The organism is Phenylobacterium sp., assembly GCF_036821595.1.
In the GTDB taxonomy this organism is placed as follows: domain Bacteria; phylum Pseudomonadota; class Alphaproteobacteria; order Caulobacterales; family Caulobacteraceae; genus Phenylobacterium.
This window is the reverse complement of record NZ_DAISJG010000059.1, coordinates 1-12,916: the sequence shown is the minus strand read 5'-3', so window position 1 is coordinate 12,916 and position 12,916 is coordinate 1. Positions and strand designations below refer to the sequence as shown.

The 12,916-nt window shown below is 71.1% G+C and carries 9 protein-coding genes; 7 read left to right on the top strand and 2 right to left on the bottom strand.

The genetic code is table 11. From position 1 onward, the window contains the following. Positions 1-174: 174 nt before the first annotated feature. From V7Z97_RS16890 to V7Z97_RS16870, 5 genes are all read left to right on the top strand, one after another. Positions 175-1,053, top strand: coding sequence for an ABC transporter ATP-binding protein (locus V7Z97_RS16890; protein WP_334164606.1), 879 nt, complete (start codon positions 175-177; stop codon positions 1,051-1,053). A gap of 18 nt (positions 1,054-1,071) precedes the next feature. Then, entirely contained in the window at positions 1,072-4,662 is a 3,591-nt protein-coding gene (locus tag V7Z97_RS16885; RefSeq protein ID WP_334164605.1) for a M1 family aminopeptidase, read from the top strand. 127 nt (positions 4,663-4,789) lie between these two features. Next, on the top strand, positions 4,790-5,548 hold the full coding sequence (radC, locus tag V7Z97_RS16880; protein ID WP_334164604.1) for a RadC family protein: 759 nt from the start codon (positions 4,790-4,792) through the stop codon (positions 5,546-5,548). Positions 5,549-5,787: 239 nt separating this feature from the next. Then, a complete protein-coding gene (locus tag V7Z97_RS16875) occupies positions 5,788-6,300 on the top strand; it encodes a DUF4402 domain-containing protein (protein ID WP_334164603.1) in 513 nt (170 codons plus the stop codon). A 56-nt stretch (positions 6,301-6,356) separates the two neighbouring features. After that, on the top strand, positions 6,357-8,222 hold the full coding sequence (locus V7Z97_RS16870; RefSeq protein ID WP_334164602.1) for a DUF885 domain-containing protein: 1,866 nt from the start codon (positions 6,357-6,359) through the stop codon (positions 8,220-8,222). 136 nt (positions 8,223-8,358) lie between these two features. Here V7Z97_RS16870 and V7Z97_RS16865 read toward each other — a convergent pair whose 3' ends face one another. Continuing rightward, positions 8,359-9,270, bottom strand: coding sequence for a sugar kinase (locus V7Z97_RS16865; RefSeq protein WP_334164601.1), 912 nt, complete (start codon positions 9,268-9,270; stop codon positions 8,359-8,361). A 47-nt stretch (positions 9,271-9,317) separates the two neighbouring features. Between V7Z97_RS16865 and V7Z97_RS16860 the strand changes: the two genes are divergently transcribed. Together V7Z97_RS16860 and V7Z97_RS16855 are read left to right on the top strand one after the other, a co-directional pair. Continuing rightward, on the top strand, positions 9,318-10,382 hold the full coding sequence (locus tag V7Z97_RS16860; protein ID WP_334164600.1) for a beta-N-acetylglucosaminidase domain-containing protein: 1,065 nt from the start codon (positions 9,318-9,320) through the stop codon (positions 10,380-10,382). Between the two features lie 86 nt (positions 10,383-10,468). Continuing rightward, a complete protein-coding gene (locus V7Z97_RS16855) occupies positions 10,469-12,544 on the top strand; it encodes a calcium-binding protein (RefSeq protein ID WP_334164599.1) in 2,076 nt (691 codons plus the stop codon). Between the two features lie 4 nt (positions 12,545-12,548). Here the strand turns inward: V7Z97_RS16855 and V7Z97_RS16850 are convergent, their stop codons facing one another. Then, on the bottom strand, positions 12,549-12,734 hold the full coding sequence (locus tag V7Z97_RS16850) for a hypothetical protein (RefSeq protein ID WP_334164598.1): 186 nt from the start codon (positions 12,732-12,734) through the stop codon (positions 12,549-12,551). Positions 12,735-12,916: the final 182 nt, after the last annotated feature.

Genomic DNA, 12,916 nt, shown 5'->3' with positions numbered 1-12,916 from the left:
CCCGCCCCCTCCACCACCCGCTCTTCGGCGGGCGGTCCCCCTCCCCCGTAAACGGGGGAGGTAGGTTCCGGTCCCTCTCACGTAACACTCCGCGCGCAAACGTTACGCTTCGCTAACTTGCCACCCGCGCCGGAGCCGGTGCAGCTTCGGCCGCAACGAGGGGTGGTGATACCGATGCTTTCGATCAAGAACCTGACGCACGTCTACGCCAACGGCACGCGCGCGCTGGACGGCGTGGACCTGGAGGTCGGCACGGGGATGTTCGGCCTGCTGGGGCCGAACGGGGCGGGCAAGTCGACGCTGATGCGCTCGATCGCCACCCTGCAGGCGCCCACCTCGGGCGAGATCCGCTTCGGCGACATCGACGTGGTCGCCGAGCCCGAGAAGCTCCGCCGCACCCTGGGCTACCTGCCGCAGGACTTCGGCGTCTACCCGCGCGTCAACGCCTACGACATGCTCGACCACATGGCCGTGCTGAAGGGGATCGCCGGCAAGGCCGAGCGGAAGCAGACGGTCGAGGCCCTGCTCCACCAGGTGAACCTCTGGGACGTGCGCAAGAAGGCCGTCGCCGGCTACTCCGGCGGCATGCGCCAGCGCTTCGGCATCGCCCAGGCCCTGATCGGCCAGCCCTCGCTGATCATCGTCGACGAGCCCACCGCCGGCCTCGATCCGGAGGAGCGCAACCGCTTCCTCAACCTGTTGGCCGAGATCGGCGAGAACGTGGTGGTGATCCTCTCCACCCACATCGTCGAGGACGTCGCCGACCTCTGCCCGAAGATGGCGATCCTCGCCGGCGGCAAGATCCTGCGTGAAGGCGCCCCCGCCCAGCTGATGGGCGACCTCAAGGGCCGTATCTGGACCAAGACCATCGACCGCCACGAGCTGGACGGCGTGAAGGCCGCCCACGAGGTGATCTCCACGCGCCTCGCCGCCGGCCGCACCGTGGTCCACGTGCTGGCCGACAAGGCCCCCGACGCCGGCTTCGCCCCGGTCGAGGGCGGGCTGGAGGACGTCTACTTCTCCACTCTCGCCGCCTCGCGCCGCGCCGCTTAAGCCAGAGGGACGCGCGCCATGTTCGGCAAGATCGCGGCCTTCGAGCTGCGCTACCAGATCCGCCAGCCGATCTTCTGGATCGCCGGCCTGATCTTCTTCCTGCTGGTCTTCGGGTCGATCGTCATCGACCAGATCCAGATCGGCTCCGGCGGCAACATCCACAAGAACGCGCCCTCGGCGATCGCCCAGACCACCGGGATCATGACGCTGTTCTTCATGTTCGTGGCCACGGCCTTCGTGGCCAACGTCATCGTGCGCGACGACGAGACCGGCTACGGCCCGATCATCCGCTCCACGCGCATCCGCAAGTTCGACTATCTGTTCGGCCGCTTCGCCGGCGCCTTCGTGGCGGTGGCGCTGAGCTTCCTGTTCGTGCCGCTGGCGATCTTCGCGGGCTCGCTGATGCCCTGGGTCGATCCCGAGACGCTGGGGCCGAACAACCCGGCCTACTACGCCTTCGCCTACTTCTGGATGGCGCTGCCCAGCCTGTTCCTGGTCTCGGCGATCTTCTTCTCGCTGGCCACGGCCACGCGCTCGATGATGGCCACCTACGTCGGCGTGGCGGGCTTCCTGGTTCTCTACATCGTCATGAACGCGGCCCTGCGCGATCCGGAGCGGCGCGAGATCGCCGCCCTGGTGGAGCCCTTCGGCCTCGCCGCCTTCGGCCTGGCGACCCGCTACTTCACCGCCGCCGAGGCCAACACGGTGATGCCGGCCATCGAGGGCGCGCTGCTCTACAACCGCTTCATCTGGCTGGGTGCGGCCGTGGCGTTCCTGGCGATCGCCTACTTCGCCTTCCGCTTCGAGACCAAGGGCAAGAAGGCCCGCAAGCTGGAGAAGCTCCGCGCCGCCGCCGAGGCCGAGGCCCCCGCCGCGCCCACCGGCCCCCTGCCCGCGCCCCGCTTCGGCGCGGCCACCGCCTGGGCCCAGCTCCTCAAGCGCACCCGCTTCGAGATGGGCCAGGTGTTCAAGAGCCCGGCCTTCGTCGTGCTCCTGCTGCTCGGCCTGTTCAACTCCGGCGGCGCCCTGATCCTCGGCGCCGAGCAGGGCGGGACCGACATCTATCCGGTGACCCGCTGGGTGATCTCGACGCTGAACGGCGCCTTCACCCTGATCGTCCTGATCATCGCCATCTACTACGCCGGCGAACTCGTCTGGCGCGAGCGCGACCGCAAGACCCACGAGATCGTCGACGCCACCGCCGTGCCCGACTGGGCCTTCGTGGTCCCCAAGACGCTCGCCATCGCCCTGGTGCTCCTGGCCACCCTGCTGGTCAGCGTCGTGGCCGGCGTCCTGGTGCAGCTCTCCAAGGGCTTCACCGACATCCAGCTCGGCAAGTACCTGCTCTGGTACGTCCTGCCGAACGCCGTGGACTGGACTCTGCTCGCCGTGCTGGCGGTCTTCCTGCAGGCCGTCTCGCCGCACAAGTTCGTCGGCTGGGGCCTGATGCTGATCTACCTGATCAGCTCGCTGACGCTGAACAACCTGGGCTTCGAGCACAACCTCTACCAGTACGGCGGCTCGCCCGCCGCGCCGCTCTCCGACATGAACGGCCAGGGCGACTACGCCGGCTTCGCCGGCTGGTTCCGGGCCTACTGGACGGCCTTCGCCCTGATCCTGCTGGTGGTCGCGTACGGCCTGTGGCGGCGCGGGACCGAGACCCGGCTCATGCCCCGCCTGAAGCGCCTGCCGCGCCGCCTGATGGGTCCGGCCGGGGCGCTCGGCGCCGTCGCGCTCGTGGCCTTCGTCGGCCTCGGCGGCTTCATCTACCTGAACACCAACGTCTGGAACGAGTACCGCACGGCCCTGGACGAGGAGCGCTGGACCGCCGACTACGAGAAGCGGTTCCTGAAGTACGAGACCCTGCCGCAGCCGTCGGTCACCGACGTGCGGCTCGACCTCGACCTCTATCCGCACGAGCCGCGGCTGGTGGCCCAGGGCAGCTACCGGCTGGTCAACGACACGACCCAGCCGATCCGCCAGCTGCACCTGCGGCTCGACCGCGACACCCGCGCCGAGAACCTCACTCTCTCGGTCCCGGCGAAGCTCGAGACCCACGACCGGTTCAACTACCGCATCTTCACCTTCGACCGGCCGCTGCAGCCGGGGGAGACCGCGACGCTCACCTTCCGGACCCTGATGCAGCAGAAGGGCTTCCGGAACCGCGGCAACACCACCCGCATCGTCGACAACGGGACCTTCGTGAACAACTTCGAGTTCGCCCCCACCGTCGGCATGGGCCGGGACAATGTGCTCCGCGACCGCGCCAAGCGCCGCAAGTACGGCCTGCCCGCCGAGCTGCGCCCGCCCAGGCTCGAGGACCGCTCGGCCCAGGCCCGCAACTATGTGGGCAACGCCGACTGGGTGAACGCCGACATCACCGTCACCACCGTCGCCGACCAGACCCCGGTCGCGCCGGGCTACCGGATGAGCGACGTGACGCGGAACGGCCGGCGCACGATCCACTACAAGACCGACGCTGCGGTGCTGAACTTCTTCTCGGTGCAGTCCGCCCGCTATGCGGTGAAGAAGGTCGACCACAAGGGCGTCGAGCTGGCCATCTACTACGACCCCCAGCATCCCTGGAACGTCGACCGGATGATCCAGGCGCTGCAGGTCGGCCTCGACTACTACCAGGCCGAGTTCAGCCCCTACCAGTTCCGCCAGGCGCGCATCCTGGAGTTCCCGGGCTACGCCACCTTCGCCCAGGCCTTCGCCAACACCATGCCCTACTCCGAGGCGATCGGCTTCATCGCCGACAACCGGGACAGGGAGAAGGTCGACTTCGTCACCTACGTCACCGCCCACGAGCTCGGCCACCAGTGGTGGGCCCACCAGGTGATCGGCGCGGACATGCAGGGCGGCACCATGCTGTCCGAGACGCTCGCGTCCTACTCCGCGCTCAAGGTCATGGAGAAGATCCACGGTCCGGACGGCATCCGCCGCTTCCTGAAGCGGGAGCTCGACAACTACCTGCGCAGCCGCGGCGGCGAGGCGGTGGAAGAGCTGCCGCTCATCCGGGTCGAGAACCAGAACTACATCCACTACCAAAAGGGCGGCATCGTCATGTACCTGCTGGCCGACCGGATGGGCGAGGCCAAGGTCAACGCGGCGCTGCGCACGGTCCTCCAGACGTACGCCTTCAAGGGCGCGCCCTACCCGCGCTCCCAGGACCTGGTGGATGCGCTCCGCGCCCAGGCCGGCGCCGACCCCGTCGCCCAGCAGTTGATCACCGACCTCGTCGAGAAGATCACCCTCTACGACCTCAAGACGAAGACGGCCGTGGCGAAGAAGCGTCCCGACGGCCGCTACGACGTCACCCTGACGGTCGAGGCCCGCAAGATGTACGCCGACGGCCAGGGCAAGGAGACCGAGACCCCGATGCGCGGCGAGCTCTTCGACGTCGGTGTCTTCACCGCCGAGCCGGGCAAGGGCGGCTTCTCGTCGAAGGACGTGGCCTACTTCCGGCTGCAGCCCTTCCGGACGGGCGCCCAGACGCTCACCGTCACCGTCGACAAGGCCCCGAAGTTCGCCGGCGTCGATCCCTACAACAAGCAGATCGACCGCAACTCCGACGACAACGCCATCCGCGTGACCGCGGCGGACTGACCGGCGCGCCTCCCCCGCTCCGGCGGGGGAGGCCGACCGCCTGCCGGGGCGGACCATCCCTGGAGCCGGCCGCCAGGACCCGTGATATCCCGCTTGACTTGCGGAACGTTTGCGGAACACTGGGCCCATGCGCCGCTCCGCCGCCGTCGAGGACGTCTCCGCCCAGCCCGGGCTCTGGACCGCCCGGCCCGCGCCCCGATCGGCGCCCGAGCCCCCGCCCCACTACCTCGGCCATCGCGACCGCCTGCGCGAGCGCGCCACGGCCGGCGGGCTCCCGGCCCTGCCCGACTACGAGGTGCTGGAGCTCTTCCTGTTCCGATCCATCCCGCGCGGCGACGTGAAGCCGCTGGCCAAGCAGCTCCTCGCCCGCTTCGGCTCCCTGGGCGGAGTGCTCGGCGCCACGCCCGAGGAGCTGCGCACCGTGAAGGGGGTCGGCGAGGCCGTGGCCCTGGACGTCAAGCTCCTGCACGAGGCGGCGCTGCGGATGGGCCGCGAGCAGGTGGTCCGCCGGCCGGTGATCTCCTCCTGGTCGGCGCTTCTGGCCTATGTGAAGACCGCCCTGGCGCACGAAGCCCGCGAGCAGTTCCGCGTCCTGTTCCTCGACAGGAAGAACCAGCTCATCGCCGACGAGGTGATGAACCGCGGCACCGTCGACCACGCCCCGGTCTACCCCCGCGAGGTGGTCCGCCGCGCGCTCGAGCTCTCCGCCAGCGCCGTGATCCTGGTGCACAACCACCCCTCGGGCGATCCCAGCCCCTCGTCCGCCGACGTCGACATGACCCGCCAGGTCGTCGACGCCGCCCGGCCCCTGCGCGTCGCCGTCCACGACCACCTCGTCGTCGCCCGCGACGGCGTCGCCAGCTTCCGCGCCCTCGGCCTCATGTGACGCAGGATCCTCCCCCGTTCACGGGGGGGATCTGGGGCGAGTCGCCCTTGAGCCGCCCGGCCCTCTCGTATAGCAACGTTCGGCGACTCTGATAACTGCGGTTGTGCAGTGCAACAAGGCGCGCCCGCGCCGGTTGCAAAGCGTGGCCCTAAAGTTGCTTGTGGGGGTTACGTAGAGTAGGCGCGTCCCGAAGCCGGACTTTGGGCGCCCGTGTTCGGAAAGAGCTTCGAAGGACCGTGATGACCATCCGCCGGACCCTGTTCGCCACCGCGATCGCCGCCGCCGCCCTCGGGGCGGCCGGCTCGGCCGTGGCCCAGACCAGCCAGTCGGCGAGCGGCAGCATCACCGTCCTGCAGCCGGTGCTCAACGTCACCAAGACCGCCGACCTGTCGTTCGGCTCGGTGATCCGCCCCACCGCCGGCTCCGGCACCATCCAGATCGACGCCAACACCGGCTCCGTCACCACCTCCAATCTGGCCCAGGCCAGCGGCAACACCACCAGCCGCGCCAGCTTCCTGGTGGAAGGCACGGCCAACGCCAACATCACCGTGACCTACCCGAACTCCGTCAACCTGACCCGCTCGGGCGGCTCGGAGACCCTGACGGTCTACCTGACCTCGACCATGGGCGGCGGCCAGATCGGTTCGGGCGGCACGGCCAACTTCAACCTGGGCGGCCAGGTGACGCTCTCCAGCGCGACCATCGCCGGGGCCTACACCAACACCTTCACCGTGACGGTGGCCTACAACTAGACCGCCGCAGGCGCGGGCCCCTAAGGTCCCGCTCGATCACCCAGAACGGGACCGCCATGCGCCTCGACCGACGCGACCTCCTCCTTTCCGCCGGGGCCGCGGGCCTGCTGGCCGCCGCGCCGCGGGCGCTGGCCCAGGCGCCGGCCGCCGCCGAGACCGCCGACCAGGCGCTCGGCCGCCATCTGGACGACCTCGCCGAGCGGCTGCTCATCAAGACCCCCGAGACCGCCACCAGTCTCGGCCTCGACAAGGACGCCCGCGCCGGCCTGAAGGGCCAGCTCTCCGACGCCGCCTGGCAGAACGTGCTCGACGACCGCGGCTTCTGCCGCGAGGGTCTCCGCGCGCTCGACGCCTTCCCGGACAATGTGCTGTCGCCCCAGGCCCGCATCCACAAGGGCGTGGTCGCCTACGCCCTGAAGCTCGGCGCGGACGCCGCGCCCTTCGGCTACGGCGACAACACCCTCGCCTCGGCCATGAGCGAGAGCTCCACGCCCTATGTGGTCAGCCAGCAGGACGGCGCCTACGCCGCCGTCCCGGAGTTCCTCGACAGCCAGCACACGGTCGAGACCGAGGACGACGCCGACGACTACCTCTCCCGCCTGCACGAGCTTTCCCAGGTGCTGGCCGAGGAGACCGACCGGATCCGCCGGGACGACCGCCTGGGCGTGGTCCCGCCGGAGTTCATCCTGTCCAACACCCTGGGCCAGCAGCAGGGCCTGCTCGCCATCCGGCCGGGCGACTCGCGCCTGGTGACCTCGCTCGCCCGCCGCACGCGCGAGAAGAAGCTCTCCGGCGACTTCGAGGCCCGCGCCACGCGCCTCGTGGAGAGCGAGGTCTATCCGGCGCTCGCCCAGCAGTACGAGACGCTGAAGGGGCTCGCGCCCCGGGCGGGCCGCGACGCCGGCGTCTGGCGCCTGCCGCAGGGCGAGGCCTACTACCGCTGGCTGCTGCGGGAGGGCACGTCCACCTCGCTCACCGCCGACGAGATCCACCGCATCGGCCTGGAGCAGAACCGCGCCATCGAGGCGCGCATGGACGGCCTGCTGAAGGCCCAGGGCCTCACCCACGGCACCGTGGGCGAGCGGATGACCGCGCTCGGCCGCGACCCGAAGTACCTGTTCCCCGACACCGACGCCGGCCGCGCCCAGCTCATCGACTACCTGAACGGCGTCATCGCCGCGGTGCGCCCGAAGCTGCAGGACGCCTTCACCCTCAGGCTCAAGGCGCCGATCGAGGTGAAGCGCGTGCCGGTGGAGATCCAGGACGGCGCCGGCCAGGGCTACATGAACTTCGGCTCGCTCGACGGCACGCGGCCCTCGACCTACTACATCAACCTCAAGACCACCCAGAACTGGCCGAAGTTCAGCCTGCCGACGCTCACCTTCCACGAGGGCGTCCCCGGCCACGCCTGGACCGGCGCCTACCTCACCGAGACCGGGAAGATGCCGCTGATCCGCATCATCCTGTCCGGCTTCAACGCCTACATCGAAGGCTACGCCCTCTACGCCGAACAGCTCGCCGACGAGATCGGCATGTACGACGCCGACTGGGCCGGCCGCCTGGGCTACCTGCAGGCCCAGCGCTTCCGCGCCGTGCGCCTGGTGGTCGACACCGGCCTGCACGCCAAGCGCTGGACCCGCGACCAGGCGATCCAGTGGGCGGTGGACAACACCGGCCGCGCCCGCGACGCCATGACCAGCGAGATCGACCGCTACTGCGCCACCCCCGGCCAGGCCTGCGGCTACAAGATCGGCCACACCGAGATCAACCGCATGCGCGACAAGGCCCGCACCGTGCTCGGCCCGCGCTTCGACGTGCGCCGGTTCAACGACCTCCTGGTGCAGACCGGTTCGGTGCCGATGGACGTGCTCTCCGACACCGTCGACCGGTGGATCGCCAGCGGCGGCCAGATGCGCCTCTGATTTTTGTCTGGAACCCGACAGATGCGGGCGGGTTCTAGGCTTGTTCGACTGCGGGTCGCCCCGGGCCCGCCTCCGAACCGGACCGGCCCGACCACACGAGCCCCTCTCCAGTCTTCGGGCCGGTCCCTTCTTCCTCTCAGAGCGCCGGCGTCGCGTCCCGCGGGATGATCGCACCTGTGTGGCGGATCACCGCCTCGGCGAGCCTGCGGCCCGCCGCCACCGCCTCGGCCGGCGTCCGTCCGGCGAGCCTGGCCGCCAGATAGGCTCCGTTGAAGCTGTCGCCCGCCCCGGTGGTGTCCACCACCCCGTCCACCGCGGGGCCGGGCGGGATCACCTCGACCGCGCCGCCCGCATGGATCGCCACCGTGCGGTCCTCCTCGCGGCGGACCACCTCGGGGCCCATCGCCGCCCAGCCGGCCGCCACCGCCTCGGCGCGCTCGCCGCACAGGTCGACCGCGTCCGGCCCGCTCACCGAGACGTGGGCGCAGAGCGGGATCACCGCCTCGGCCGCCGCCCGCGCCGCCGCCGCGTCCGTCCACAGCCTCGGCCGGTAGTTGGGGTCGAAGGCCACCGCCACGCCGGCGTCCCGCGCGTCCTTCAGCAGGCCGCCCAGCGCCGCGCGACCCGCCTCGCCGATCACCGCCAGAGTGATGCCCGACAGGAACACCATCTCGGCCTCGCGCATCGCCCGGCCGAGGGCGTCCAGGTCGGCGCGCTGGAAATAGTCCCGCACCGCCGCCTCGCCGCGCCAGTAGAAGAACCGCCGCTCGCCGCGTTCGTCGCGCTCGATGGCGTAGAGGCCGGGCAGCTTGCCCTCCAGGCGCAGCACGAGGTCGGTCTCGACGCCCTCGGCGTCCGCCAGGCCCAGGATCGCCCGGCTGAACGGGTCGTCGCCGCCCAGGGCCGTGGCGTAGGTCACCGCCCGCCCCAGCCGGCTCAGGTAGACGGCGGTGTTGAAGGTGTCCCCCGCATAGGCGATCCGGCCCGCGCCTTCCGCGCCCAGGCTCAGTTCCACCATGCATTCGCCCAGTGCGATGATCCGGCTCATGACGCCCCGCTTCCCACAATCCGCCGAAGCCCGCTAGCCTCTCGCCCATGTCGGTGGAAATCGGTGTCATCGAGGGATTCTTCGGCCGCCCCTGGTCCTGGACCGAGCGGACCGACAACGTCCGCTTCCTGGGCCCGCGCGGCTACGGCTTCTGGCTCTATGCGCCCAAGGCGGACCCGTACCTGCGCCGCAAGTGGCGCGAGCCCTATCCCGACGTCGAGCTCGACGCGCTCAAGGCGTTCGGCGCCGCCTGCCGCGAGGCCGATGTCCGCTTCGGGGTCGGGCTGACGCCGTTCGAGCTTCACTTCGCCTTCGACACCGCCGCCAAGGTGGCGCTCTCGGCCAAGCTCGCCCAGCTCGACGACGCCGGCGTCGAGGACCTCGCCATCCTGTTCGACGACATGCGCGGCGACCTGCCCGACCTCGCCGCCCGCCAGGCCGAGATCGTCCACTGGATCGGCCCGCGCACCAAGGCCTCGCGCCTGATCATGTGTCCCAGCTACTATTCCGACGACCCGGTGCTCGACCGCGTCTTCGGCGCCCGGCCGAAGACCTACCTGGAGGAGCTGGGCCTCGCCATCGACCCCGTGGTCCACATCATGTGGACCGGCGAGGAGGTCTGTTCCCTCGAATACTCCCCGGGCCACCTGGAGCGCGTCGGCCGGGCGCTGCGCCGCCGCCCGTTCCTGTGGGACAACTATCCCGTCAACGACGGCCCGCGGATGAGCCAGCACCTGCACCTGCGCGCCTTCACCGGCCGCCCGGCGGCGATCGGCGAGCACCTCTCGGCCCACGCGGTGAACCCGGCCTCCCAGCCGGTGCTCTCGCGGATCCCGATGCTGACGCTGGTGGAGAGCTACGCCCGCGGCGACGGCTACCAGTACCTCGCCGCCTTCCGCCGCGCCGCGGGCGAGGTGCTGGGCGAGGCGCTGGCCGCCCGCGTCCTCGCCGACGTCATGGCCCTGCAGGACACCGGCCTGGACCGTCTCTCGGAGCGCAAGGGCGCGATCCGCGAGCGCTACGCCGCCTTCGACCATCCGGCCGCCCGCGAGGTCGTCGCCTGGCTCGACGGCGCCTATGCGGTGACCGGCGAGGAACTCCAGACCCAGTAGCCCGCTAAGCAAATTGTCGGATATCATGGCGGGCGGTCGGCGCCGCACCTTACGGTTGTCTGCGCCCGTCAGTGCAGAGCCGCGTCATGCCTACGTCCCTCAGCTCCGAAATCATCGTCAACACCACCACCGCGGGTGATCAGGTCCCCGCCGGCGTCGCCGCCCTCACCGGCGGCCGCACGGTCGTGACATGGATCGACCAGGGTCCGGAGACCGACGTCGTCCGGCTGCGGCTCTACGGCCCCGGCGGCGACGCCGCCTCCGCCGAGATCACCCTGGGTCCGGCCGCACAGGCCGATGTGGCCGCGCTCAGCGGCGGCGGCTTCGTGGTCGTCTGGACCACCGGCCCCGACGCCCCGGCGACCGTCCACAGCCAGGTCTTCGACCCCTCCGGCCAGGCGCTCGGCGCCGCGCGCGAACTCGCGGCCTATTCCATCGCCGGTACGCCGACGCTCGGCCTTCGCCTGCTCGGCCTGGAGGTCACCGGCCTGTCCGACGGCGGCTACGTGGCCGGCTGGAGCGTCCAGCGCGCCGACAGCATGGGCTTCCAGAGCCTGTCCTCGCGGATGATCGTCGCCGACGCCCAGGGCCAGGTGGAGCGCGACGTGCCCATCGCCGTGGAGTCCTCCAACAAGCAGCTCGTCCAGTACGACCCCGACATCAGCTTCGTGGACATGGGCGACGGGCGGTTCCTGGCCACCTGGCGCGACGCCCCGACCCTCGGGCCCGGCCTGAACGACCTCGGCGCCCAGTGGGCCCAGGTCTACGACCTCTCGGGCCAGCCGCTCGCCGCCGCCGTCCAGCTCGACCCGTCCATGCCGGCCGACGGCGGGCCGGTGATCAATCCCGTCGTCGGCCTCGACCTGGCGCACACCGAGGGGGGCTATGTGGCCTTCGCCTGGGGTACGGGCGACTCGGTGTGGGTGTCCTTCTATCCCGACGACCGCCTCGGCCTGGGGAACGCCACCAACCGCACCCAGCCGGTCCGGGCCGGCGACGCCGCGCCGGGGCAGGAGCCGCAGGTCGTCGAACTGCCCGACGGCCGGGTGCTGGTCGCCTGGACGGGGGCCGCCGGCGACGTCATGGGCCGGCTGTTCACCCCCGAGGGCGCCGCCGTCGGCGCGGCCTTCGTGCTCGGCGACACGCCCGGCGGCGCGGAGGACCTGCTGAGCGTGGACATCCGCGCGGACGGCGCCCTGGTCGCGGTCTGGCGCGAGGCCGACGCCAGCGGGACCGGCGTCACCCTGCAGGTGATCTGGCCCGACGGCGGCGGGATCGTCGGCTCGGAGGGCGCCGACGGCATGGTCGGCACGGGCGCCGCGGACCTCCTGGTCGGGCGGGCCGGCGACGACTGGCTGCTGGGCCTGGGCGGCGACGACACCCTGTCGGGCGGCATGGGCGCCGACAAGTTCATCCTGACGGTCGGCGGCGGCGCCGACCGCATCGTCGACTTCACCCACGGGACCGACACCCTCCTGCTGTTCGACGCCACGGGGAACATCGCCCCCGGCGCCGGCGGCCTGCTGGTCCTGGACGCCCGCACCGGCGCCCTGTCCTGGGACGCCGACAGCGACGCCGGGCCGATCGCGGCCCGGGCGATCGGCGTGCTGCCCGGCGCGACCTCGCTCGCCCGCGGCGACTTCGCCGCCGGCTTCCAGCCCAGCGGCCTGCGCACCCTGAACGCCGACGGCGGCCGCACCGACACCGCCTTCGACTGGAGCGGCCAGGCCTGGGACACCTCGGCGGCCACCTACACCGCCTCGGGTGAGCTCAAGCGCTACGAGGTCCACAACGACAACGGCGCCTGGTCCTTCCGGGAGAACGACGTGGACAACGCCACGCCCGCCTGGTCGAGCGTCGTCGCCGAGTACGACACCGCCGGGCGCCTGTTCGCCTACAGCGTCTACGGCGACGACGGCGCCCGCACGCTCTGGCTGTTCGACACCGCGGGCGTCCAGCCGTGGTCGAGGGTGATCGAGGGCTACGATCCGCTCGGCCGCCTCTCGGTCCAGGCCGCGGCCCTCGACGACGGCGGCGCCTGGGAGCGGCACATCGACACCTACGACACCCAGCCGTGGGCCTACTACATCGACAACTACGCCAACGGCGCCCTGCTCAACCACACCTACTACAACGCCGACGGCACGGTGTTCCTGGGCTAGCGCCTCAGGTCCAGCGCAGGGCGCGGCGCACGTCGTCGATGGTCTCGCGGCGGCTGGGCCGCGGGGCGTGGTGCTGCGTCAGTTCCTCGAGCCGCCGCTCCGCGTCGCGGCCGTAGCGGGCCCGCAGCCGGCGGGCCTCGGCTTCCGCCGCCTCGGCCGACTGCAGGGCCTTCAGCCAGTACTCGCTCATGGCCTCGTCTCCCGTGGGACTAGGGGACGAGAGGTTACCGCCAAGCCTGCCGCGGCGCATCCATGACGGCTTCAAACACGCGTGAGACGGGCGCTTGCCAACCGCGTTCGTTCGACATACAGTTTTTACGCAACTAGTTAGTTTGCAGACAGTCCTCGCCGTCCGGCGCGCGGCCGCGGGCA

Coding starts and splice junctions, on each gene's coding strand:
- V7Z97_RS16890 (WP_334164606.1), top strand. CDS start 175: ATGCTTTCGATCAAGAACCTGACGCACGTCTACGCCAACGGCACGCGC.
- V7Z97_RS16885 (WP_334164605.1), top strand. CDS start 1,072: ATGTTCGGCAAGATCGCGGCCTTCGAGCTGCGCTACCAGATCCGCCAG.
- radC (WP_334164604.1), top strand. CDS start 4,790: ATGCGCCGCTCCGCCGCCGTCGAGGACGTCTCCGCCCAGCCCGGGCTC.
- V7Z97_RS16875 (WP_334164603.1), top strand. CDS start 5,788: ATGACCATCCGCCGGACCCTGTTCGCCACCGCGATCGCCGCCGCCGCC.
- V7Z97_RS16870 (WP_334164602.1), top strand. CDS start 6,357: ATGCGCCTCGACCGACGCGACCTCCTCCTTTCCGCCGGGGCCGCGGGC.
- V7Z97_RS16865 (WP_334164601.1), bottom strand. CDS start 9,270: ATGAGCCGGATCATCGCACTGGGCGAATGCATGGTGGAACTGAGCCTG.
- V7Z97_RS16860 (WP_334164600.1), top strand. CDS start 9,318: ATGTCGGTGGAAATCGGTGTCATCGAGGGATTCTTCGGCCGCCCCTGG.
- V7Z97_RS16855 (WP_334164599.1), top strand. CDS start 10,469: ATGCCTACGTCCCTCAGCTCCGAAATCATCGTCAACACCACCACCGCG.
- V7Z97_RS16850 (WP_334164598.1), bottom strand. CDS start 12,734: ATGAGCGAGTACTGGCTGAAGGCCCTGCAGTCGGCCGAGGCGGCGGAA.